General features: G+C 40.9%; 22 protein-coding genes. 18 read left to right on the top strand and 4 right to left on the bottom strand.

The genetic code is table 11. From position 1 onward, the window contains the following. Positions 1–10 precede the first annotated feature (10 nt). Positions 11–724, bottom strand: coding sequence for an NUDIX hydrolase (locus CKW03_RS17920; protein ID WP_093099196.1), 714 nt, complete (start codon positions 722–724; stop codon positions 11–13). Between the two features lie 316 nt (positions 725–1,040). On the opposite strand from CKW03_RS17920, the gene CKW03_RS17915 reads away from it, so the two are divergent. The 6 genes from CKW03_RS17915 (at position 1,041) to CKW03_RS17890 (ending at position 11,081) form a co-directional block, all read left to right on the top strand. Further along, the gene (locus tag CKW03_RS17915) at positions 1,041–3,221 is read left to right on the top strand and encodes an outer membrane protein assembly factor BamB family protein (protein ID WP_169919019.1); all 2,181 of its coding nucleotides are present in this window, start codon (positions 1,041–1,043) and stop codon (positions 3,219–3,221) included. Beyond that, positions 3,218–3,658, top strand: coding sequence for a c-type cytochrome (locus CKW03_RS17910; RefSeq protein ID WP_197700955.1), 441 nt, complete (start codon positions 3,218–3,220; stop codon positions 3,656–3,658). Before CKW03_RS17915 ends, CKW03_RS17910 begins: the two co-directional genes overlap by 4 nt. Before the next feature lie 328 nt (positions 3,659–3,986). Next, positions 3,987–6,356, top strand: a complete 2,370-nt coding sequence (locus CKW03_RS17905) for a PSD1 and planctomycete cytochrome C domain-containing protein (RefSeq protein ID WP_197700954.1) — start codon at positions 3,987–3,989, stop codon at positions 6,354–6,356. A gap of 28 nt (positions 6,357–6,384) precedes the next feature. Beyond that, positions 6,385–7,863 (top strand): DUF1501 domain-containing protein, encoded by a 1,479-nt coding sequence (locus CKW03_RS17900; protein WP_093099193.1) that lies wholly within the window; start codon positions 6,385–6,387, stop codon positions 7,861–7,863. Between the two features lie 13 nt (positions 7,864–7,876). Continuing rightward, positions 7,877–10,027 (top strand): c-type cytochrome domain-containing protein, encoded by a 2,151-nt coding sequence (locus CKW03_RS17895; protein WP_093099191.1) that lies wholly within the window; start codon positions 7,877–7,879, stop codon positions 10,025–10,027. A gap of 28 nt (positions 10,028–10,055) precedes the next feature. Further along, entirely contained in the window at positions 10,056–11,081 is a 1,026-nt protein-coding gene (locus CKW03_RS17890; RefSeq protein ID WP_093099190.1) for an NHL repeat-containing protein, read from the top strand. Between the two features lie 2 nt (positions 11,082–11,083). Here the strand turns inward: CKW03_RS17890 and CKW03_RS17885 are convergent, their stop codons facing one another. The 3 genes from CKW03_RS17885 to CKW03_RS17875 all read right to left on the bottom strand — a co-directional run bounded on the left by CKW03_RS17885 (position 11,084) and on the right by CKW03_RS17875 (position 13,549). Continuing rightward, entirely contained in the window at positions 11,084–11,386 is a 303-nt protein-coding gene (locus tag CKW03_RS17885) for a hypothetical protein (RefSeq protein ID WP_093099189.1), read from the bottom strand. A 252-nt stretch (positions 11,387–11,638) separates the two neighbouring features. Beyond that, on the bottom strand, positions 11,639–12,907 hold the full coding sequence (locus CKW03_RS17880; protein ID WP_093099187.1) for a hypothetical protein: 1,269 nt from the start codon (positions 12,905–12,907) through the stop codon (positions 11,639–11,641). An 18-nt stretch (positions 12,908–12,925) separates the two neighbouring features. After that, positions 12,926–13,549, bottom strand: coding sequence for a Crp/Fnr family transcriptional regulator (locus CKW03_RS17875; RefSeq protein ID WP_093099186.1), 624 nt, complete (start codon positions 13,547–13,549; stop codon positions 12,926–12,928). A 268-nt stretch (positions 13,550–13,817) separates the two neighbouring features. Between CKW03_RS17875 and CKW03_RS17870 the strand changes: the two genes are divergently transcribed. From CKW03_RS17870 to CKW03_RS17820, 12 genes are all read left to right on the top strand, one after another. Further along, positions 13,818–14,306: a c-type cytochrome gene (locus tag CKW03_RS17870; protein WP_093099184.1), complete on the top strand. Its 489-nt coding sequence runs from the start codon at positions 13,818–13,820 to the stop codon at positions 14,304–14,306. A gap of 36 nt (positions 14,307–14,342) precedes the next feature. Continuing rightward, positions 14,343–16,331, top strand: coding sequence for a Sec-dependent nitrous-oxide reductase (gene nosZ / locus CKW03_RS17865; protein ID WP_093099183.1), 1,989 nt, complete (start codon positions 14,343–14,345; stop codon positions 16,329–16,331). Positions 16,332–16,343: 12 nt separating this feature from the next. Next, entirely contained in the window at positions 16,344–16,955 is a 612-nt protein-coding gene (locus CKW03_RS20670) for a hypothetical protein (protein ID WP_197700953.1), read from the top strand. After that, entirely contained in the window at positions 16,942–17,391 is a 450-nt protein-coding gene (locus CKW03_RS20665; RefSeq protein ID WP_197700952.1) for a nitrous oxide reductase accessory protein NosL, read from the top strand. Before CKW03_RS20670 ends, CKW03_RS20665 begins: the two co-directional genes overlap by 14 nt. Positions 17,392–17,401: 10 nt before the next feature. Further along, positions 17,402–18,646 carry a nitrous oxide reductase family maturation protein NosD gene (locus tag CKW03_RS17855; protein WP_093099181.1) on the top strand — a complete coding sequence of 415 codons (1,245 nt, stop codon included), beginning with the start codon at positions 17,402–17,404 and terminating at the stop codon, positions 18,644–18,646. 2 nt (positions 18,647–18,648) lie between these two features. Beyond that, complete coding sequence (locus CKW03_RS17850; protein WP_093099180.1) at positions 18,649–19,368, top strand: ABC transporter ATP-binding protein; 720 nt, start codon at positions 18,649–18,651, stop codon at positions 19,366–19,368. 7 nt (positions 19,369–19,375) lie between these two features. Continuing rightward, entirely contained in the window at positions 19,376–20,143 is a 768-nt protein-coding gene (locus tag CKW03_RS17845) for an ABC transporter permease subunit (protein WP_093099179.1), read from the top strand. Between the two features lie 86 nt (positions 20,144–20,229). Continuing rightward, entirely contained in the window at positions 20,230–21,045 is an 816-nt protein-coding gene (locus CKW03_RS17840; protein WP_093099177.1) for a DUF2249 domain-containing protein, read from the top strand. Between the two features lie 10 nt (positions 21,046–21,055). After that, entirely contained in the window at positions 21,056–22,327 is a 1,272-nt protein-coding gene (locus CKW03_RS17835) for a hypothetical protein (protein WP_093099176.1), read from the top strand. A gap of 49 nt (positions 22,328–22,376) precedes the next feature. Then, the gene (locus CKW03_RS17830; RefSeq protein WP_169919018.1) at positions 22,377–22,646 is read left to right on the top strand and encodes a metal-sulfur cluster assembly factor; all 270 of its coding nucleotides are present in this window, start codon (positions 22,377–22,379) and stop codon (positions 22,644–22,646) included. An 18-nt stretch (positions 22,647–22,664) separates the two neighbouring features. After that, positions 22,665–23,450, top strand: a complete 786-nt coding sequence (locus CKW03_RS17825; RefSeq protein ID WP_093099173.1) for a FixH family protein — start codon at positions 22,665–22,667, stop codon at positions 23,448–23,450. Positions 23,451–23,498: 48 nt separating this feature from the next. Beyond that, the gene (locus CKW03_RS17820) at positions 23,499–25,517 is read left to right on the top strand and encodes a TonB-dependent receptor (RefSeq protein ID WP_093099171.1); all 2,019 of its coding nucleotides are present in this window, start codon (positions 23,499–23,501) and stop codon (positions 25,515–25,517) included. Positions 25,518–25,525: the final 8 nt, after the last annotated feature.

The following is a 25,525-nucleotide window of genomic DNA, read 5'->3' as shown; positions in this document are numbered from 1 at the left end:
TTCACTTGTATTAAATCCCCATATCCTGTGCGGACCAGCTTGGCAGGTACCGTAAGAACGACATGATCTGATCCTTATAGATATCCTTATTCAACACATAATAAAAGGCCCCTTTTTTAGAATTCTCCTTATCCTTTTCGTTTAATTTTATCAACAGATTAGAAGAGAGTAATTTCCTATTGAAATTCCTTTTATCGATTACAATATCATAAACAGCCTCATAAAGACTCGATATTTGTGGCAAAGTGAACTTCTCTGGCAATAATTCAAACAAGATAGGGTAGAGGGCAGCCTTACTGCGTAATAAACGTTTTGCAGTATTGATCATTTCTACATGATCAAATATTAATGGAGGGTAGTCATCAATTGGGAACCATTTCGCTTTGAATTCTTCGGAAAGGATATGTTGGTATTCCTTGCTGTCTATCAATGCGAAATAAGTGATGCTCACCACTCGGCCATGTTTTTCTCGATTGGGCTTGCCAAAAACAGCTGATTGTTCCATGTACACATCGTTCAATCCCGTTAGCTTGTACAAAATCCTTGATGCAGCCTCATCCGGGCTCTCATCAGGCTGTACAAATCCGCCCATTAAACTCCAATTATTGATTTCAGGTTCAAAGCCTCTCTTGATCAGTAGGATTTGTAAAGATTCACCATCAAACCCAAAAATGATACAATCTACTGCCAGGAGTGTGCTTGGTTCATCCTTATAAAATTCCATATACTTTTTTTCCACTAATCTAAATTTGGCATTTTCATCTTATCCACCAAATTGATGTCTAGCCAAAATACAAAATTTAATTAAAAATATTAAAATTCAATTGTTGTGGTATTTTCTTGATTAGGTTTAAAACTTTCATATTCGCTCAAAATATGCCTTTTCTACTGCTCAGGTATTAAAATCCTGTTATAATTGGTTAAATTAAGGTCAGCAGCTTTCTTTTCTATTTTCCTTTAAATTATTTATTAATTTAGGGTAACCTAAATCTTACTCCGTACCCATGAATTGCAGACCTAATAATAATCATTTTATAAATATGTTTTCCTATTTATTTGGAATCCTACTGCTCCTCCTCTTCGTATGCTGTAGCGGGGAATACAAGGATTTAGGAAAACAATACAAAAGTTGGACGGTTGCAGGAGGGTCAAAGGAAAACATTAAATATGCTGATCTCCAGCAAATCGATACCCAAAATGTGAAAGATTTAGAAGTCGCATGGATTTATCATTCTGAAGGTGCTGATAGTCTAAAATTCAGTCCTATGGAAACTAATCCCATTATCGTCGACAATATCCTATATGGCGTTTCTCCAAAAATGAAGCTATTTGCCTTAGAGGCTGGAACTGGCAAGGAAATCTGGGTTTTTGATCCCCGTGATTCCTTGAAAACCGGGAAATGGGTCCGTAATAGCGAGAATATGAACCGAGGGGTAACTTACTGGTCTAGTTCAGAAGACAAGAGGATTATCTATACCGTGGGACCTTATGTTTATTCCATTGATGCCGTCTCTGGAGCATTAATTAAAACCTTTGGAGATCAAGGCGGAATTGACCTAAGGAAAGGCTTAGGCCGCGATGAAAAGAAGTCCAATATGACTCCAACCTCGCCCGTGATGGTCTATAAAGACCTCTTTATAGTAAGTGGTCAGGTTGATGAGGAAACCCCTGGACATATCCGCGCTTTTGATGTAAGGACTGGCGAGCAGCTATGGATATTCCATACCATTCCCCATCCAGGAGAATTTGGTTTTGATACCTGGAAAGATAGCACCGCTTATAATACCAAAGGGTCTGCAAATGCTTGGTCCGGCTTTAGCTTGGATGAAAAGCGAGGATTAGTTTTCGCTGGGATAGGAAATCCGACCAATGATTTCTATGGCGGAAAGCGTTTAGGGGATGGCCTATTTGGAAATTGTATTTTGGCTTTAGATGCCGAAACCGGAAAAAGGAAATGGCATTTCCAGACTGTACATCACGATGTGTGGGATATGGATCCATCAAGTGCACCTATTTTGGTCACTTTAAATAAAGAAGGGAAGAAAATCGATGCCCTTGTACAAACCACAAAGACAGGATTGGTTTTTATCCTCGACCGTGAAACTGGAACTCCGATCTATCCCATCGAAGAGCGTGCTGTACCTACCTTCGGAGCTGTTGAAGGCGAGGTGCTTTCCCCAACACAGCCATTCCCTGTAAAACCAGCCCCATTTGCGAGACAAGGGATGACAGAAAAAGACCTCAACTCCTTGGTATCGCCCTCATCCTATGAGGATATAAAGAAAAGATATGCATCCTATAATTCCCATGGCATCTATACGCCGCCATCGATCAACGGAACAGTGATCTTCCCCGGTTATGACGGAGGTGGAGAATGGGGAGGACCGTCTTTCGATCCTGAAACTGGTATTCTCTATGTCAATTCAAATGAAATGACCTGGGTGCTCAACCTGGTCAAATTGGAAAAGACCACAAATACCAAGAAAACAAACCTTGAAGCGGGAGCTATTCTCTATAAAAAACATTGTATGTCGTGCCATGGACCTGAAAGATTAGGTGCTGGAGATTACCCTACGCTGATTGGTGTGGATAAGAAATATAGCCTCATAAAATTTAATGAACTCCTAGCAACTGGGAGAAGGATGATGCCGCCTTTTAATCATTTGAGCTTAGCAGAAAAAAATGCAATCGCCTCCCTAGTTCTTGAAATGGATAAAAAGCAAGCTGAAATATATGCAGGAAAACCTGAAACGCTAGAAATTTCATCTGGAGAAGAAAATGAAAGTCCGGATTATTCCTTTACAGGCTATAATAAGTTTCTGACCCAAGAAGGCTATCCCGCCGTGAATCCACCTTGGGGAACCCTCAATGCCATCGACCTGAATACTGGCGAGTATGTCTGGAAAATTCCATTCGGTGAGTTTGAAGAATTGAAGAAAAAAGGAATTCCAACCACCGGAAGGGAAAATTACGGCGGATCTGTCATTACCTCTGGTGGATTGTTGTTCATCGCCGCTAACTCCGATGGGAAGTTCCGGGCAATCAATAAATCCAATGGCAAAATTCTATTCGAAACAGACCTGCCAGCGCCTGGAGTCGCTACTCCTGCAACATACGAAGTCAATGGAAAGCAATTTGTTGTTATTGCTTGCGGCGGCTCAAAATGGGGTGGAAAAAAAGGAGATGCGTATGTTGCCTTTGCCTTACCTGATAAAAAATGAAAAATTCAATAAGAAATATCCTCTATGTTACCGCTCTTTCGATCCTTTGCTGGTCTTGCCAAGAAAGGGTAGAGAAGAAAACGGAAGTATTACAAGCAAAATCACAGAAAACACGAGATGAGTACATTCGGGCTATTGCTGGCGAGGATGAAAAGCTAGATTCTGCAGCATGGCAAAAGGGGGAAGTCCTGCTTTCCTATTCAGATTGTTATACCTGCCATAAAGAGAATAAAAAAGTGTTAGGGCCGTCTTTTCAGGATATTGATCTCCGCTATCCAAGACAACAAGTATTTATAAAGATCTTAGCGCAGAGAATCATTCATGGAGGCTCGGGAGCGTGGGGACATGTTGCAATGAAAGCGCATCCTAAACTATCGGCAGAGGATGCCGAGGCCATGGTCACTTATATTCTTTCTTCCCCGTCAAAGCTTCAATAAGCTTGGCCTAACTTATTGGCATGTAACGTAATAATTACGCGTATTTTCTCTTCGATTCAATTAATCTTTCCTTTTGTTAAAAAATTGTACTAACTTGATTCCAATAACCAGTTGATTCTGAGTTAATGAATGGAAACATTTGGCTCTGAAGAAACTTAAACCTTATACTACACCCTCAAAAGGAGCTTTGGCTCCAAATAAAAACTAACATCAAAATACAATCTATGATTGTGTTGGATATCGACTGTAAAAAATTCTTTTTCCCATGCTAACCGGGATAAGGGATAGATCGATGGTTTTTAGGTAATAATTTGACTAAACATAAATTATGATGTGTAGAAAAAATCTAGTTTCAAAAAATTCACTCACCATTGCTGCGGTATTTTCAGTCTTCGGACTGTTGATCCTTCTATTGCCCATGTGCCGTCCTAGTGCTGGATCAGACGGGGCAGATGGGGGTAGTTTTGTCCTGCCAAAATATGTAGACTATAATTATGATATCAAACCCATCCTTTCTGATAAGTGTTTTGCCTGCCATGGTCCAGATAATAATACCCGTGAAGCAGGTTTAAGATTAGACACCGAAGAAGGTGCCTATAAAGCCCTTGCCGAAAGTCCCGGAAAACATGCTGTGGTTCCCGGAAAGCCTCATATCAGTGAAGCTTTCCTTCGAATTACCTCGGATGATGAGTCCATTAAAATGCCACCGACAGCAGCTAATTTACCATTGAGCAATTTTGAAATCGATTTGATCGAACGTTGGATTGAACAAGGAGCTGTCTATAAGCCGCATTGGGCATTTACTGCGCCTAAGAAACCAGAAGTGCCACAGCAGGATAAAATTAAATGGGGAAACAACGAGGTCGATAATTTTGTGTTGGATAAAATGACCAAATCAGGGTTCAAGCCTAATCCTGAGGCAGATAAGAATAGACTCCTGCGCAGGGTGAGCCTGGATTTAACTGGCTTGCCTCCTGACGAAAAATTGATGGAACGCTTCTTAAAGGACGATTCACCACAAGCTTATGAAAAACTGGTCGATGAACTTATGGCTAGTCCTGCCTTTGGCGAACAAATGGCTTTACATTGGATGGATGTTGCTCGCTATGCAGATTCTTATGGCTATCAAGATGATGATATCAGGACCCAGTGGCCTTGGCGAGATTGGGTAATCCATGCCTTTAATGAAAACATGCCTTATGACCAATTCGTCACTTGGCAATTGGCAGGTGATTTACTCCCAAATCCAAATAAAGAACAAATTTTAGCTACTGCATTCAATAGAAACCATAAAATCACCGAAGAAGGTGGAGTGGTGGAGGAGGAATACCGAGTTGCCTATGGATTGGACAAAACCAATACTTATGCAAAGGGTATTTTAGGAATTACCATGGAATGTGCCCAGTGTCATGACCATAAATATGATCCTTTTACCCAAAAGAACTATTATGGAATGTACGCCTTCTTCAATAATTCCTTGGAAAAAGGCTTGGAAGGATTAGTGAATTCAGGACCTTCAAAAACTCCGAGACTGACTGTGACCCAAGAGGACATCAAAGGAATCCTCAATTTCATCAATCAAAATGCCGATGATGGGGATGTTACTGTTTCGGTAATGGGGGAAAGAGATAGTATCCGCCCTACCTTTATTCTGGATAGAGGGGTTTATGATGCCCCTACGGTACGTGTCTATCCGCAAACTCCAGAAGCGGTGTTGCCTTTTGATAGCACCAAGTATGCCTCCAATAGATTAGGCTTGGCGCAATGGACCTTCAGTGATAAAAATCCTTTGACCTCTAGGGTCTTTGTGAACCAAATGTGGGCACTTATCTTCGGACGTGGATTGGTGGCTTCTGTTGCTGATTTCGGAAATCAAGGCGATCTCCCAAGCCACCCAGAACTCTTGGATTGGTTGGCGGTTGACTTCCAGCAAAATGGCTGGAACATTAAGCGACTGATCAAACAACTGGTCAGTACAGCCACTTATAAACAGTCTTCTGTCATTGAACAAAAACACTTGGAAAAAGATCCTGATAATATCTACCTGGCTCGGGCGAAAAGGTTGCGATTGCCCGCACAGATGATTCGAGATCAGGTCTTGGCGACCAGCGGTTTGTTGAACCGGAAAATTGGCGGTCCGAGTATCAAACCTTACCAACCTGAAGGAATTTGGGAGGTCAGCAGTTCTGGTCGTGGTGCTTTGGCGCAATATGTACAAGACCATGGACAGGATCTTTATCGCAGAGGGATGTATGTCTTCTTTAAATTGACCTTGCCTCCGCCTAATATGCTGATTTTTGATGCCAGCAATCGAGATGCCTGCGAAGTCCAAAGGCAAAGGACCAATACACCGCTGCAAGCATTGGTCATGATGAACGATCCTGCCATTTTGGAAGCTTCAAGGATCTACTCCACGAATCTCATGTCGGATCAGCCAAATCTTAAACAGAGCGATTATATCAATAAAGTTTTTAAAAGGGTGCTCTGTCGAGAACCTTCAGAAAAAGAATTGGAATTGTTAGGGTCTTATTATCAAGATGAACTTACTCGGTTTACACAAAATAAAAAAGATGCAGCCTCTTTTTTGAATGTTGGAGAAGCACCGCAGGATAATTCTCTACCGAAAGAGAAGTTGGCCGCATTGATGTCGGTCGTACATGCCATTTATAATCTGGAAGAAACATTGAACAAAGGATAGGGTCAAGGGAAATACAATATTGATAATCATGAGAAAAAAGACAGATAATAACTTAGATAAAGAAGTAAAAGAAGCTCAGCTGTTTCAAAACCGCAGACAATTTTTATCGAGTTTAAGCATAGGAATTGGAAGTATTGCCTTAGGATCCTTATTGATTCCAGACCTCTTTTCAGGCAAACCTGGAAGCCAAGAAGCTTTTGAAAAAGCCTTGCCCCATTTTGCCCCAAAAGCGAAACGAGTTATTTACCTTTTCCAATCCGGTGGGGTTTCCCAATTGGAATCTTTTGACCATAAACCCAAGCTAAGAGAAATGATTGGGCAAGATCTGCCTGAATCCATCCGCGGAGGTCAAAGATTGACTGGTATGACTGCCGGACAAGCTACCTTTCCACTTGTAGGTTCTTATTTTGATTTTGCCCAATACGGACAAAGCCGAGCTTGGGTAAGTAGTTTATTTCCCCACATGGCGAAGATTGTGGATGACCTTTGTATCATTAAATCCATGCATACAGATGCCATTAATCATGACCCAGCAATCACTTTCTTCCAAACAGGCTCTCAGCAAGGGAGCCGTGCAAGTATGGGTGCTTGGTTGAGTTATGGGCTGGGCAGTGAAAACCAAAACTTGCCAGGCTTCTGTGTATTGGTTTCAAAAGGCAAAGGAAACGGACAAGGAGTCTATTCTAAACTTTGGACAAACGGTTTCTTGGATTCTGTGCATCAAGGAGTGCAATTTATGGGAGGTCCAGACCCGGTGCTTTATCTCAATAATCCTGAAGGAACAGATAAGATGAGCCGTAGAAAACTATTGGATAAGCTTGCCGAATTGAACAGCATGCAATTCGAAACCTTTAAAGATCCAGAGATCACGGCAAAGGTCCAGCAATATGAAATGGCCTATAGGATGCAGACTTCGGTGCCGGAAGTAACCGATCTGTCCAAAGAGCCTGACCATATCATCAAAATGTATGGACCCGAGTGTTTGGTCCCCGGAACCTATGCAGCAAATTGTCTATTGGCTCGAAAGCTTTCTGAGAATGGAGTGCGTTTCGTGCAACTCTACCATCAAGGTTGGGATCAACATGGAGGTCTTCCAAATGAAATGGCTATGCAAGCCAAGGATGTGGATCAAGCTTCTGCAGCATTGGTTTCCGACCTTAAGCAAAGGGGGCTCTTAGATGAAACCCTGGTGATATGGGGCGGAGAATTTGGCCGAACTAACTATTGCCAAGGTGGATTGACCGTGGATAATTATGGTCGTGACCATCACCCACGATGCTTCAGCATTTGGATGGCAGGTGGGGGTGTCAAGCCCGGGATGGTCTATGGTGAAACGGATGAACTTGGCTACAATATTGTAAAAAACCCAGTGCATGTGCATGATTTCCATGCTACCATTTTACATACACTTGGTCTGGATCATGAAAAACTAACCTTTAAGCATTTGGGAAGAAGATATCGGTTGACCGATGTAGCGGGTAATGTAGTCAAGGATATCTTAGCATAAACGGGGAAGCTAAATGACGATCAAAAATTTGCATTTCAATATATTGATAGGCCTCAATAGCTTTATCATTTTCTTTCTGCTGTTTGAAAACAGCATTCAAGTACCAGCCTATTTGCAGGTCGTGGGTAGAATGCATCCCTTGCTGCTGCATTTTCCTATCGTACTCTTAGTAATCTGCTGGATCTTGTACTTATTCCGCAGTCGCTTGGAAAAAGAGGTTCCGGCTCTTCAATCTATCCTCCATTCTTTGTTGTTTATCAGTTCCTTGCTTACTGCCATCACTGTCATTATGGGATTGCTACTTTCAAAAGAAGGCGGTTTCGAAGGGACGACTTATGAAATCCATAAATATACTGGCGTGGGGCTATCTTTATTGACCCTTGCCTTACTGGCTTTTATCCGCTTCAATCCCAGTGGCAGATACCAAAAAGTCTTTGCCGTTGGCATGAATGTTTCCATTGTTCTTTTGCTGATGGTCGGGCATTTTGGAGCCTCCCTTACTCATGGTGAGGATTTTATTATGTCACCGATCATGGAAAAGAAATCGAAGGAATTGGATGCTGAAACAGCCATCGTATTTGAAGATGCGGTTATGCCTATCCTTCAGGCCAAGTGCGTGGGTTGCCATAACTCTAGCAAACCTAAAGGCGGACTTGTTCTATCCGATAGCAGCTCTATCTTAAAAGGAGGGGAGAATGGTAAGGTCTTTATAGCAGGGAATGCTTTAACCAGTTTAATGATCGAACGCATCCTGTTGGATATTGAACATGAACATAAAATGCCACCAAAGGGCAAACCGCAATTGAGTATCGATGAAGTCTCCCTATTACGAGCTTGGATCCAAAGCGGTGGTAAATTTGATGTTCCGCTTTCTGCCTTTGCCGTACAAGACACCCTTTTTCAAGCGGTCAAATCTGTCTATGGCTTTGCGGGAACAGAGACCTATGAATTCGCCGCTGCCGATGAGGCTGAAGTGAAGAAATTGAACACACCCTACAGGATCATCAATCCTTTGGATGCCGGCTCTCCGGCATTGGATGTAAACTTTTATGGAAAGGATTTCTTTACCGATAAATCCCTTTCTGAACTTTCGCCTATAGCGGACCAGGTAGTCTCCGTAAACCTGAGTTCCATGCCGATAAAAAAGGCGGACATCCAAACGCTCAATAAATTTAAAAACCTCCGGACGCTAAACCTCAATAATAGCAAGATCACAAATGAGGATCTAGCTTTGTTGAAGGACCATGAAAATCTGAAAAGTGTTAGTCTAATCGGTACTGGAGTGTCTATTGATGGAATAAAATCTCTGGTCAAACTGCCAAATATGAGAAAGATATTCGTTTGGAATACTGCATTGAAACCTGCAGAACTGGAGGCTATCCGGAAAGATTTTCCAACAATCAAAATAGATGCTGGATTTAAAACCGATGATTCGCAAAAGTTGGCCCTTACGCCACCAAGGATAAATCCTAACCGAAGCTTTTTCCAAAAAGAAATCAGCCTTTCTTTAAGCCACCCCATTGTAGGCGTGCAATTGCGATATACGCTGGACGGAACTCATCCTGATTCTTCAACAGCCAAAATTTACAAAGAGCCAGTCCTATTGAAGAAAGACGCGATGTTGCGGGTTAAAGCCGTAAAAGATGGTTGGTTACCAAGCAATGAAATCAATCAAAGTTTCTATGCCACATCCTTTAGTCCAAACACAATCGTTTTGGAAACTAAACCCAATCAACAATATAAGGCTAGAAAGGAGCAAAGCTTCTTTGATCTGGAAAGCGGTGGAAATAATAACGCGGATGGTAAATGGCTGGGTTTTCAAGGAAATGATCTATCGACCACAATGTCCTTTGATCAAGCTATTGCCTTGGATACCCTTGCTCTCAGCATTAAACAATCCTATAATGAACATATCTACCCGCCAGAATACGTTGAAATTTGGGGTGGAACGGATTCCCTGAACCTGAAACTCCTGAACAAGGTCAAACTTGATCTGGATAAGGTGGATAAGGTGCGCTATAAACGAATGATTGCCTGTGCTATCCCAAATCAGAAAATCAGCTTCATCCGGTTGAAAACAAAACACTATCCTAAAATCCCACAAGGCTTTCCCGGAGATGGTAATCCCCCTTGGTTATTTGTGGATGAAATCATATTGAAATAACATTGTTGAAAACCTTTAAATCTACATAATGAACAGAAAAGCATTTATCCAAAAATCCTCAGTCCTAACAGGGAGCTTGTTGATCATGAAAGACTTGTTTTCCAAACCGAAAAATATTGTCTACGGACATAACCGTATGAAATACAGTCTGGATACTGCTTGGGCAACTAAACATGGCCCGAAGTTAACCGTCAATGATTGCCATGAAATGGTTCAGGATAAGAATGGACGGATCATCCTATTGACCAATGAAGTGAATAATAACATCATTGTATTCAACAAGGATGGGAAGGTTTTGGAATCCTGGGGAAATGACTTCCCCGGAGGACATGGACTGACCTTACATAATGAAAATGGAACCGATTACCTTTATATCACCGATACCGATAAACATCAAGTCTATAAAACCAGCCTTTCTGGAAAAGTACTATTGACTATCGATGCGCCATTAGGCATTGGGCTTTACAATAAAAAGGAAGAGTTTGTGCCAACAGAAACCGCAATTGATGATAACGGCGATATCTTTATTGCCGATGGTTATGGTGCTCAGCATATCCTTCACTATGACAGCAAAGGAAAGTTGATCAATCATTTTGGTGGTAGAGGTGAAGGGGACCAATTCCTGGATAATGCCCATGGGATTGCCTTTGATAAAAGAAAGGGTAAAAAAAGCCTTTTGATCACCGATCGAACTAGAAACTGTTTCAAACGATTTGATACCGCTGGAAAATTGCAGGAGATTATTCAATTGCCGGGGGAATGTGTGTGCAGACCGGTTATCAAAGGAAACCATATCTATGCCGCAGTTTTGCGATCCCCTAATATGGATGTCGCAGGTTCAGGTTTTGTGACTATCCTGGACAAAAACAATAAGGTGGTCAGCAATATAGGCGGAACAGAGCCGATCTATCAAAACGGAGCCTTAAAGACCATGCAGCAACAAGACAAGATATTTGTGCATCCTCATGATGTATGTGTGGATGATGATGATAATTTATATGTGGCGCAATGGGCTTCGGGAAAGGTTTTTCCGTATAAGTTGAATAGAGTTTAGGTTTAACTCTTCTTGTACATTTCCCTATACTTGATTTTTTCAGCTTCACGTTCGATTAATAGTCTGGCTAAGGTATGTCCGGGGGATCTGATTCCTGCTTCTTCGGCTAGTGCTCGTCTTGCTCTTTCTTCGGAGACATCGATTCGATAAAGGATACTGATCAGTTTATTGAAATTTGTGGAAACCAATTCATCTAAATGGTTGGCTAATTGTTCAAATTGTTCTTTCTCGGTCTTGTATTCCGAGACTTCTTCCAAGTGAAGCTTATCAGCAACCAAAAGCACAGGATAATTCTTGTTTTCCATATCTAACCTGCTTTACGAAGGGAAATTTAAATTAATTTTATCCATTTCCATTAGGTAAAATGACCATTTGTAGCTGTCAATTTTACCCTCTAATTCTTTTAAAATTGATAAGGTGCTTCTGGTTTGGCTTTGCTCTTATTCGAGCCATATTCGGAAATTTCAAATTGTGTCTCGAATGAAGTCAAACTCTTATTGAGAAAAGCGACTTAATCGGAATAGCCAAAATATTATCCTTTATAGAGCTGCTATTCTTTATTCAATTTTCTCCTGTGATTCTACTTTTGAGGAACAGAAGATCTGTTTATGGATAATCAGGCAGAGGCTGATGACAATAATTATAGCAGCAATCCCGAGGATTTCGTGAGTCATTGGAAAACTATGCCGCATAAGCCCCCCTATTCCTTGGATCATTAAAACAAATTCATTCAGGAATATCCCAAGCAATAAGCCATAGACAGCTTTTTCGATGCCTTTGTTCATTTTTAAAGCCTGGCTATTGAAGGCATAACCCAATAAAAATAAGGAGATGATGACCAATAAAACCAAGTGCAGATAGGCAATGACAATAGGCCTGAAACCATAGACTAATTGGCTAAGGGCTGGGATAATCGATATCGCTTGAAGGATCAATTTGATACAGACAGCCAATGCCACACAGGTCCACAGGATAAAAACTATTTTACTTAGCCGTAACGCCTCTGTTTTCTTTTTAGCAGCAAAGAATTTGACAAGGAATTTAGCCCATAGAAAGATCTGTACCAATACGGTGAGTAACAATAATCCATAGAGCCAATTTGGGAATCCTTTCCACCATAGTACCGAGAGAAAATAAGCCGGAACAACCGTTGAAATATATACCCAAGAGAACCTTGGGGAAATGATGCCCTGTCCATAGTTTTTGAAAATCCAATGGTTCAATAAGCCAAAACAACCAAAGAAGAACCAGCCATTGTATTGGAAATGCAGGTAGAAATAGACCGATGCCAATTGTTTCAATGGATCTAGTTGATGGGTAATTTTCAGGTAAACTAAGGCAAATGTTCCTATCGAAGAGAGCACATTATATATAACAGCGGCTTTGATCAGGATCGATATGGCTTTTGGTATAGCGGATTTATTCAAGTCTTTCCAGATGACCACTGCAAACCAATAGGATACCAATACCACACAGGTAGAGAAGCTGATGGATAGAAAAGCATAACCCATTATGGTAAATGAAATCAGCATGCCTAAGGAAGCCAAAAAATTGGCGAACAGGATATTTCTATAAGTTTTGGGAAGGCTCTTTTCTATGTTGTTTCCAGTAACGATCAGGATCAAGAAAATCATGATCGCCTGTGAGACCCAACCTGAAAAGGCAAAGTGTGAATGCGCATGCATCAGGTTTTTTTGTTCCAGAAAGGGTAGAGGGAAAAGGAATTTAAGGCGCATCAATAGACCGTAAATACCCACGATCAGAAAACTGAACATGGTTAACAGAGTCCAATCCTTAGCAGAATTATATTTGAGAGTAGCTGTCATTCCTTTTTTCTAAGCTAATTAGCCTTCAACCTTTCCGGTGCAATAACTCGGAATGAAGACCTTTCCTTTGACAATGGTCAATTTATCTTCCTTTTCTAGGTTCTTCATCGCACGGATTATCGTCTCCACTCTTAATCCGGTCATATTCGCCAGTTGCTGTCGGGTCAACATTAAGCGATGGCATTCCCCACAGATCAATTTGTTTTCATCGTTTAATTTGTTGAGCAGATGGAAGAGGATTTCCTCAGGCGAATAGCTGCAGATCATTTTGGTCATGAAGAGCTTGAACCGAAGTTCCCTTGCGATTCGCTGGGTCACCAAGAGCATGAAGCTATGGTAATCTTTTAAGATTTCCATAAATGCGCTCGAAGATAGCTTTAGCATGGTACATGGTTTATCTGCGATGGCAGAAGCTACATGGAAACCGTTATCAAGTATGGCAACCTCCCCAAATCCCTCGCCAGCACAAACGACCTTTTGCAGTACTTCTTTCCCATCGGGAAGGAAGTTGCATACCCTGACACGGCCACTGATCACTTGATAATAGAAATTCGAAGGACTATTCTCATGGAATATCACTTCAGCGCTTTCCACTTTTTTAACGGTTGCGCCTTTTTCAATAAGTAACTCGGATGGGATCATATCCTTGTTTTTTTTGTCTTTCTATTTAAGGCAAATCTATCTAGAAAGACGTTTTTCATAGTTGATGGTGGTCACTCAAAATAGTGATTAGAATCAAAATTAGACTTAATTCTCTAAGTGTCAAGGGGATGGGATGCTAATTCCCATAGATCAATACTGTTAATCAATAATTTATGATTAGCCTCATAAAATTAGCCTCGAGCTTGCCGGTACCTTTGTAATAAACATAATACACAATCATTGATTGAATTCAAAAATCTAAGAAACTATGAAAAAATTAACCGTACTCGTTTTGATGGCCATGTTCATATACGCCTGTTCATCAAACAATAGTGAGCAAAAATCAGAACGGTCCTTCCCAGAGGAAACAGCCGCCGCATCTAGCGATGCTGGTACTGACGCAAGCTCCTATGACCCTAACCGCGGAGAAGGAAAATTTACAACAGTTGACCTAGGAGCCAAGCTAGATGTAGCGATGGCTGAAGCAGGCAAGACCATTGTAGATCTAAAATGTGCATCATGCCACAAGATGACCGATGAGAAATTGGTTGGACCAGGATGGAAAGGCGTTTCAGAACGTAGAAAACCAGAATGGATCATGAACTTTATTACCAACCCAGATGCGATGTTGGATAAAGACCCTGAGTTGCAAGCGCAATTGGAATTGTGTTTAGTGCGTATGCCTAACCAAAACTTAACAGACGATGATGCCCGCAAAATCTTGGAATTTATGCGTCAAAATGATGGTGTGAAATAATTCGAAAGCAAGTTATTATATCTAAATCATACTATAATGGAATTTAAAAAATATTTTCTATCAGGGATTGCTGTGGCCACGCTGCTCACTTCATTCCAAGCTTGTAAGCCCAAAGGGGCGGGTGAAGCTGTCAGTGGTAATGCCGCAGAAAAGACCTATGTCGCTCCAGGGAAATACGATGAGTTTTACAACTTCGTATCCGGTGGTTTCAGCGGACAGATGTCTGTATACGGACTGCCTTCAGGACGTCTGTTAAGGGTCATCCCGGTATTCTCTGTGGATCCTGAAAAAGGATGGGGATTCAGTGAAGAAACGAAACCTATGCTGGAAACTTCCCATGGTAATGTGCCTTGGGATGATTTGCACCACGTTCAATTATCAAAAACCGACGGTAACTATGACGGTCGTTGGGTATTTGCCAATGCCAACAATACACCACGTATTGCGCGTATCGACTTGACTACCTTCCGTACAGCAGAGATCCTTGAATTGCCGAACAGTGGTGGTAACCACTCTTCACCTTATATCACAGAAAATACAGAGTATGTGGTAGCAGGGACACGTTTTTCTGTTCCATTAGATGGTGAAGGTGGCGATGTGCCAATCAATACCTTCAAGCAGAATTTCCGTGGTTCATTGAGCTTTGTCAGTGTAGATAAAGAGAGTGGAAACATGGAATTATCCTTCCAGATTGAAACACCGGGTGTCAACTACGATTTAAGTCGTGCTGGTAAAGGTGTATCTCATGGTTGGTTCTTCTTCTCTACCTATAACACTGAACAAGCAAACACCTTGTTAGAGGTAAATGCGTCTAAAAATGACAAAGACTTTGTTTTAGCAGTAAACTGGAAAAAAGCAGAGGAATATTTAAAAGCTGGTAAAGGTAAAAAGGTTACTGGTCTGAAATATGCCCACAACAAGTATGATGAAAAATCACATACTTCTTCTACTGAATTCAAAACGGAAACTATCGTCTTGAAGGCAGAAGAGTTAGAAGGATTGTGTTACTATATCCCTTGTCCTAAATCACCTCACGGTGTAGACGTTGACCCTACGGGTGAATATATTGTAGGTTCAGGTAAACTTGCCGCTTTAATTCCAGTATTCTCATTCGATAAAATCCAAAAAGCGATTGCTGGAAAACAATTCGAAGGTGAATTTGGTGGTATTCCAATCATTAAATATGAAGCAGCATTACATGGCGAGGTTGAAAAACCAGGTTTAGGTCCATTGCACACTGAGTTTGATGAAAAAGGAAATGCGATCACTTCATTCTTCGTTTCCTCAGAATTGGTGAAATGGAATGTGAAGACTTTGAAAGTTATTGACCGTGTTCCCACTTATTATTCAACAGGTCACTTGATGATCCCTGGTGGTGATACCAAAAATCCGTATGGAAAATATGTGGTTGCTTATAACAAGATTACAAAAGACCGTTTCCTTCCTACAGGACCTGAATTGTCACAAAGTGCGCAGATCTTTGATATTTCAGGAGACAAGATGCAGTTGATCTTGGACTTCCCTACAATCGGTGAGCCGCACTATGCGCAAGCGATCAAGGCAGACAAAGTCGTAGACAAGAGCGTTAAGATCTTCAAAATCGAAGAAAATACGAATCCATATGCTACAAAAGGAGAGAGTGAAGCTCGCGTAGAACGTAAGGGTAACCAGATCCATGTTTACCTAACTTCTATCCGTTCCCACTTTGCACCTGACAATATTGAGGGTGTTCAATTAGGCGATGAGGTCTATTTCCACGTAACCAATATTGAGCAAGACTGGGATATGCCCCATGGATTTGCCGTAAAAGGAGCCAAAAATGGCGAGCTTTTGGTTATGCCAGGAGAAACCCAGACCTTAAAATGGGTACCAGACCGTGTTGGTGTGTTCCCATTCTATTGTACGGACTTCTGTAGTGCATTGCACCAAGAAATGCAAGGTTATATCCGTATTTCGAAGAAAGGAAATAATGTTCCGTTGACCTACAGCGTAGGCACAAACATGCCTAAAGAGAGTACTAACTAAAGCTACATAGAGATGAAATCTACAAACAACTTGTCAGTCTTGCACCGTGTCTTATTGGTACTATGCGGCCTGGCTTTAGTAGCAGTCATCTTCCTTCCGATTTGGCGTATTGAGCTGGATGCAGCTCAATACCCAGAAGGGTTGGAACTGCAGATATTCAGCCATAAATTGTCTGGACAGGTGGATATCATCAACGGATTGAACCATTATATCGGCATGAAAACCCTACATAAGGAGGATTTTAAGGAATTCACAGTCCTTCCTTATATCATTGGATTCTTTGCATTGGCCTTTACCGTTGTCGGTCTTGCCAACAAAAGAAAGTGGGTATACTATTTATTTGGAGCATTCTTGCTATTTGGGATCGTAGCCATGGTAGACTTCTATGTTTGGGAGTACAACTATGGACATAACCTTGACCCGAATGCACCGATCAAAGTACCAGGTATGTCCTATACTCCTCCATTGATCGGCTATAAAAAGCTGTTGAATTTCGGAGCTTATTCCGTTCCCGATATTGGTGGTTGGATTTTTATCCTTTGCGGAATTATTTTGGCTTTTTGTGTCATTCAAGAATGGCGCAAAACGAAAACTTCTAAAAAACTTAAAAATGAACAGAACTAAGATATTTCTTATCTGCTTGAGCAGTGTCCTTCTGATCATGTTTGGATTGCAAGCATGTCAAGGCAATAGTGAACCAAAGCCCATAAAATATGGCTCTGAACAATGTGCTTATTGCAAGATGACCATTAGCGATGCTCGATTTGGCACACAGTTGCAGACTAAAAAAGGACGTGTTTACAATTTCGACGATGTACAATGCATGATTTCCTTTGTGAAGGAAAGCAACGTGAAAAAGGAAGAGGTTGCAGCCTATTTTTTACCGGATTATAGCAGTAATAAATTGTTGCCAGCAGACAAGATGTTCTATTTGAAAAGCGAAGAGCTGAAAAGCCCTATGCGCGGAAATATTGCAGCCTTTGAAAAGACAGAGGATCTGGAAAAGGCAAAAGCTGAATTAGGAGGTACCGCCCTTAGTTGGGAAGACCTTTGGAAATAAAACCTGCATCATGGGAAGATCAGTTTGGAAGATATTTAGTGCGTTGATTTGTTTATTTATGGTAGGTGGCATGTCTCATGCCACTACCATTAAAGTAGGCAAAAATCATTCGGTGACATCCATAAAACAAGGGATTGCCCTGGCAAAAAAAGGCGATACCGTACTGGTTCAATCTGGAACCTATAAGGAGGGAAATATTATCATCGACAAAGCTATCAGCCTGATCGGTGAGGGCATGCCGACATTGGATGGAGAGAAAAAACATGAGCCAATCTCCGTAAAATCACCCTTTGTCCATATTCAAGGATTTAAGATCAAGGGCTCTGGACATTCCTCCATCAATGATGTAGCGGGAATAAAGATTTACAATACCCATCATGTCAACATTATCAACAATGTATTGGATGATAATTTCTTTGGGGTCTATTCCCAAAACTCCAAACATCTGGAGATCAGGGGTAACAAGATCCAGGCTTATGGAACGGCCGAACAATTGATCGGAAACGGTATCCATGGTTGGAAATCGGACAGCCTACTCATTGAGAACAATGAGATCTTAGGACATCGGGATGGCATCTATCTAGAATTTGTAACCCATACCCATGTCAACAAAAACCGCTCAGAGGGCAACCTGAGATATGGCCTGCATTTCATGTTTTCACATGACAACAGCTATATAGAAAACATATTCCGGGCAAATGGTGCCGGAGTGGCCGTTATGTACACCAAGAATGTACATATGGAGAACAATAAATTTGAAGAAAACTGGGGGGATTCCGCTTATGGTCTGCTCCTAAAAGATATATCAGACAGTAAAATAATCAACAATACATTTGATCGCAATACCGCCGGAATTTTTATGGAAGGTTCCAATAGGATCCAAATCGAGAACAACCTTTTTCAAGGAAATGGATGGAGCGTAAAAATCCAGGCGAGTTGTATGGACAATGATTTTAAGAATAATAATTTCTTGCAAAACACATTTGATGTGGCAACCAATGGAACGTTGACCCTTAACAATTTTGAAAATAATTATTGGGATAAATATGAAGGCTATGATCTGGATAAGGATGGGATTGGGGATATTCCTTTCCGCCCAGTAAGTTTATTTTCCATGTTGGTCGAGCGCTATCCATCTGCCATGTTGCTTTTTAGAAGTTTTATGGTGACGCTGTTTGATCGTACAGAAAAACTGTTGCCTAGTTTGACCCCAGAAGGGTTGAAAGATGAAAAACCACGTATGAAATCAGTTTAATTATGATCGAAATCCAACATATTTTCAAAGACTTTGGCAAGTTTAAGGTGCTGAAAGATATTAACCTTTCCTTGAATGGGGGAGAATGTGTCGCCTTGATAGGTCCAAACGGAAGTGGAAAGACCACGCTAATCAAAACTGTTTTGGGCATGGTAGTTCCCAGTTCAGGGATTATCAAATTTGACGGCGAAAATATTCAAAATAAATATTCTTACAGAAAGGAGATCGGCTATATGCCACAGATTGGCCAATATCCGGAGAATATGAGCATAGGACAGGTTTTAGATATGATGAAAGATATTCGGAAGATGCCCGAGGATCAGTTAGACCTGGATCTGTACAATGCATTCCACCTACCGGCCCTGTTGGATAAGCGTATGGGGACCTTGTCTGGCGGAACTCGGCAAAAAGTTAGTGCCTGCTTGGCCTTTCTTTTTAATCCAAAGGCTTTGATCCTGGATGAACCAACGGCGGGCTTGGATCCACTTTCTTCGGAAATATTGAAAAACAAGATCCAGAAGGTGATGAATGAAAATAAATTGATCATTATCAGTTCTCATGTACTCAGTGACTTAGATGATCTAGTTTCGCAAATCATTTATCTGCAAGAAGGAAAATTGATGTTCCATAAATCGCTTCAACAATTAAAGATAGATACCGGTACAGATAAACTGTCAAAGGCCATAGCCCAAGTCATGTCTGTTCCAAATCAAACTAAATAGGCTTTCCATGAATAAAATTATACGCTACGTTTTTGTTGATTTACTGAGAAATAAAACTATTATTTTCTATACACTTTTGCTATTTGCGTTATCGGTAAGTGTCTTCAGCATGGAAGATAATTATGAAAAAGGATTGGTGAGTTTGTTGAACATTGTACTTTTTGTAGTTCCTCTGGTAAGTATCGTATTTTCAAGCATATACCTCTATAATAGTGCTGAATTTATTTGTTTATTAGTGAGTCAGCCCCTTAAAAGGGGCAATATATGGCTAAGCATATTTGCAGGTCTGGCAGGGACCCTATGTCTCTCTTTTTTCATAGGCGTAGGCATCCCCACATTCTTATATGCATTTAGCAGTTCTGGGTTAATATTGGTTGGTTGCGGTTTATTGCTTTCTGTGATCTTTGTGTCAATAGCCTTATGGACCTCCGTATTAATCCGGGACAAATCTAAAGGCATCGGACTTGCAATCCTATTGTGGTTGTATTTCGGATTGCTGTTCGATGCCTTAGTTTTATTTATGTTGTTCCAGTTTTCCGATTATCCAATCGAGAACTTTATGGTCGGATTGTCCATGTTCAACCCCATCGATGTCTGTCGGATCTTGATCCTCTTGCAACTCGACCTTTCCGCCATGATGGGTTATACTGGAGCAATTTTTAGAGACTTCTTTGGAAATGCCCTCGGCATGAGCATTACAATTGCTGTCCTGTTTTTGTGGGCTATCATACCCCTATGGCTGTCGGTCAGGTATTTTAAGAAGAAGGATCTATAAGAAAAAGTACGGCAATTGGTACTATGCCAAGTAAATGACAGGTCTGATTGACGATTTTATTCATTGTCATAAAATTCATTTTTGCCATGATAATTAATCAATTCACAAAAATCTCAGAGCTTATCAAAGCTAATGAGTTGTGCATTGATGCCATTGCATCAATAGCGAAACCCTTACGGAAAATCAAAATCCCATTATTGCGTAAGGTCCTGACTCCACGTGTCAATATCATGGAAGCTGCAAAAATTGCAAACTGTTCTGTAGATGACTTTAGACGTGTTCTAGAACCATTAGGATTTACATGGAAAGAGGCCGCAGAAACAAAGACTTCTCAAGAAAAGAAGGAACAAAATAAACCGGCATGGTTGATTGAATGTGAACAGATTGTTCCATTGGATGTCAGGCCAATTCTAGATGCTGACCGGGACCCCTTAAAAGAAATCATGATAGCCTATAAAGCACTTCCTGAAAAAGCAGTGCTAGAAATCATCAATAGCTTTTTGCCATTTCCACTTATTAGCCGCTTGGAAGATAAAGGTACTTTCAGTTATACCGATGAGATTTCAAAAACTGAATTCCATACTTATTTCTATAAGCCAATGGCAGAAAAGGCCGTAACCAAGATAGAGTCCATGATCTCTTTTGTATCCTTTGATGTGATCGAAAAGATATTGAATACCAAGAGTTTCGATATGGTAGAGTTGGATGTCAGGAGTTTGCCTATGCCACAACCTATGGAGCGAATCTTGGAAACCTTGGGGCAATTAAAGGCCAATGAAGGCCTTTTTGTCCAACACAAGAAAGTGCCGCTTTATCTTTTGGAAGAATTGGGCAATTTACCTTATCGGGTATTTGTCAGTGAGATTGCTGAGGGAGATGTAAGAATATTGATCCATCCATAAAAATAGGGACATGACTTTAAGTTCGACCGATAATGCCACCAAAGGATATGTAGTCGTGCCATTTTTTGCCACGGCAGCTGTCTTTTTCCTTGTATTTAGCATCTTGTTAGTATTGACGGGAAGCCAAATCCTGGGGCATTATTTTCAGCCTAGAGTTCTTGCTATAGTCCATACCCTGGCATTAGGATGGGGAACCATGATCATTTTTGGTGCAGCTTATCAACTGGTGCCAGTCATATTCGAACACAGCTTGTTCTCTCCAAAACTGGCCTTTTTCAGTTATTTCATATTGACCATTGGCAGTTGCCTATTGATTTATTGCTTTTGGAATTTCCGGACTGATTGGATGATGATTTTAGCAGGGTCTCTGGTCTGCATGGCTTCTTATATATATTTTCTTATCATTTGGATGACCAGCAAGAAGCACGAAAAATCATTTGAGTTCAATCTGTTTTTTATGTTTTCCGCTTTTTGGCTATGTTTTACCACTACGGTTGGTTTATTATTGGCCATCAACTTGGAACATCATTATATTTCAAAGAACCATTTGGATATCTTGAAACTGCATGCCCATGCCGGCTTAGCTGGATGGTTCCTGCAGCTGATTTTGGGTGCCGGAGCAAAGATGATCCCTATGTTCGTGATGGGGAAATCGGCCAAAAGAAAAGCGTTGTTTATTTCCGTTACCCTGATCAATACCGGTTTATTGATGTTTTTGATCCATGGTTACCGAAATCAGATTGACTACAGACTGCTGATATGTGCCACTTTGATCCTTGCAGGAGTGATTAGCTGGGGCGTATTTATACAGGACTGTTTGAAGAATAGGTTGCGCAAGAAGATTGAGATTCCGATCAAACATAGCTTATTGTCGATAGGAAACCTTTTTGCGGCTTTTGCAACTCTGCCACTGGTGCTGAATCAGGAGTCTGGGAATTGGGTTACACTCTATATGGTTTGGATTTTCTTGGGTTGGATCACGGGAATAATCTTAGGGATGACCTTTAAGACCCTCCCATTTATTATCTGGAATATACAATATAAAAACTTGAACGGAAGGGCAAATGTGCCCATGCCGAAAGAACTTTATAGCCATAAATTATTAAAGGTTCAATACCTCTTATTTCTTGGGAGTTTGTCTATTACGGTGATTGCCGTAGTGTTCAAACTCAAATGGTTGATCAACCTAAGTACTGTCCTGTGGGTATTGCTTTCGGTTTCGTATTTATTGAATGTACTGAAGGTTTTGACACATAAGAGAAAGGAGGAATATGGAAGTTGATTTTACCGCTCCGTTTGCTTCGGAGCAACTCAAAGCAATACAATCGCTGATGCTGGTTATGGATCCTGAACTTGGTATTAATGTCATTGATATGGGCCTGGTTTATGTATTAGACTTTACTGAGAGCAATAAGCTCCAGGTTCAAATGACCTTGACGACTCCCTACTGTCCGATGGCGGGTTCCATAACGCAAGCTGTGCAAAAAAGTATGGAAAGTACCTTTCCTGATCGTGAAATCATATTGGAATTGGTCTGGCAACCTGAATGGTCGCCGGATCTGATGACCGAGTCGGGGCGGGAACAATTGAATAGACAATAAAACTAAATTAATACTACTATGAAAAATGTAATCTATTTGATCTGTTGGAGCTTATTTGCCCTGACAATGGCTTCTTGCCAAAAGGATGATAATCTGGAGAATCCTTTGGAAGATAAAAAGATCATTGCTGAAAAAACGATTAACGCCTCTAAGCAAGTCCAGCTCTTGGCTGATAAGGATTTAGTTGTAGGCTATCAAAATGTATACGTCAGGGTTTTGAAAGATGGAAAAACAAATCCTTCGGATAAGATAGAATTTTCTCCTGTTATGGACATGGTGACCATGAAACACGGTGCACCTACTGGTAAATTTGCTTTCAACTCTAGCGTTGATGCCTTTCAAGGGTTTGTGGTTTTTACCATGCCTACGGCCAATGATGGTACTTGGGCAATTGACCTAAAAATAAATAATGAAACCCTAAACATTCCGGTAGTGATCAAACCTGCTGTCACTGGAAATGTTCCTGTGAAGTCCTTCACGGCTACAGATAATAAACGCTATATCATGGCATTGGTACAACCTTCTTCCCCAAAGATTGGAATCAATGATTTAGAGGTGATGGTTTTCTGGAGAGAAAATATGTTCTCTTTCCCTGTTGTGGATGGATTGACATTGGATTTTCATCCGGAGATGACTTCGATGAACCATGGTTCAAGCAATAATGTCAGCCCTCAAGGTTCGGGAGCTGGGATTTATAAAGGAAAAGTGAATTTCAGTATGTCGGGAGATTGGAGACTGTTCTTCAATGTTAAAAAGGGTGAAACAGAACTTGCGAAGGATGTCTTTCTAGATGTACTGTTTTAGTGAATAAGGCTCAATAAATTTTTAGGACTCGGTAAAATTTCAAGGCTTATGAAAAGGATTTCTTTTATTTTAAGTTTTTGCTTCCTTGTGGCCGGACAGTATGTCCAAGCGCAACATCATCACCATGATACATTGAAGAATGTTGCTATTGAGGAAGTGGTAGTAAGTACTCAGGTTTCTGTAAATAAGCAACTTGAATATGAGCAACGAGCTTCTAAACAAGCGAATATTGACCAGATCTTGGATAGGATTGCTGGCGTTCAGATGGTTCGTAGGGGCAATTATGCTTGGGAACCTACTATCCGCAGCCTAAATGCTGCGCAGATCAATCTGACGATAGACGGGATGGCTATTTTTGGAGCCTGTACAGATCGTATGGACCCGATTAGCTCCTATATTGAGCCCAGTAATCTGCAGCAGATCAATGTGAATATTGGTCCTTCATTCAATAGTTATGCTGGAGGAATGGCTGGCGGAATGAACTTCAAGCTTGCCAATCCGGAACTTTCGAAAGTCCCTCAGTTGAATGGAATGCTGGGGACAGGTTATGAATCTAATTCACAGGCGGTTCAAACCTTAGCATCCCTGCAATATAGTACGGAAAAATTCGCATTCCTAGTGAATGGGATCTTTAGAAAAGCACAGAACTATAAAGCAGCAGAAAGGGCAATCGTTCCTAATTCCCAGTTCCAAAAATGGAATGGATCTATTGCTGCGACTTATAAATTAAATTCCAAGAATCAAATACTAGCCCAATATCTTGCCGATTATGGTCAGGATATTGGGTATCCTGCATTGACCATGGATGTTGCCTTTGCCAATTCAAATATTGTTTCCTTGACGCATGTCTATAAAGGCAGTAAAGAGGGTATGAATGAAATCCGTTCGAAGGTTTATTTCAACCATATCGACCATGCGATGGATGATAGCAAAAGGCCTGCGGAGACTGTTCCTATGCACATGGATATGCCAGGTCTATCTCGGACGGCTGGCTTTTATTCTGAAACAGGCTATCAGTTTGCTAAGCATCATTTGCAAGCAAGGTTGAATGGATACCTCAATAGGTTGACCGCTAATATGACCATGTATCCAAAAGACGGAAATCCTATGTTTATGTATACCCTGCCGGATGCGCAACGCGATCTGCTGAGTTTGGATATTTCGGACCGTTATTACCTGAGTGAAAAATGGATGATGGATTTTATGGGAACCTATAGTTTTGCCAATTCAAGTATCTATAGCCAGCAAGGTGAGGAACAGCTATCGAGCTTAACGGATGCCTCTCTTGGACGATCCAATCACCTTGGAAACATCAATCTGACCGGCCATTACCATCCTTCCGCCAATTTGCATTGGATGGCAAAGTTAGGTTATGCCAATCGTAGCGCCAGTCTGCAGGAGTATTATGGTTTCTACCTTTTCAATAGGTTGGATAACTATGATTACCTGGGAAACGTGGATTTGAAAACTGAAAAATCTTTTCAGGCGAGCTTTGGGTTAAGCTATCAACTACCTTGGCTCAGACTTGAGGCGAATCTCTATAATTATTATTTCAAGGACTACATTGCTGGCAGGATTAATCCTGATTTCCATGTGATGACCATTGGAGCAACTGGAGTGAAAAAGAACCAAAATTTGGATCATGCTAATTTAATGGGCGCTGAAATGGCCATGAAGATCAAGTTCTTGAAGAATCTGGAATGGTTAAGTACCGTAACTTATTCGGAAGGAAAGGATGATGGAGGCAATTACTTGCCATTGATTTCGCCATTTACCAATAATAATACTTTCCTGTTTAACCATCAGGGTTATGTGGCCCAGTTTGAAGTAAGTTATTTTGCCAAACAAAATAAGGTTAGTTCAGCAATCTATGGAGATAGCAGGACGCCAGCTGCCACTCTGTTCAATGTAGGGGTCAGGAAAGCATTCCAATTAAAACAACAAAAACTAACTGCCAATTTGAGAGTGGAAAATATCTTTGATAGATATTATTTTCGCCATCAAGATATCATGAAGATTGCCAGACCGGGACGAAATTTGATCGCCCAGATCAACCTTTCTTTCTAATTTTTTGC

It is taken from the genome of Sphingobacterium mizutaii (genome assembly GCF_900187125.1).
Lineage (GTDB): Bacteria > Bacteroidota > Bacteroidia > Sphingobacteriales > Sphingobacteriaceae > Sphingobacterium > Sphingobacterium mizutaii.
The sequence above is the reverse complement of the archived record's forward strand: the minus strand, read 5'-3'. Positions and strand labels throughout refer to the sequence as shown.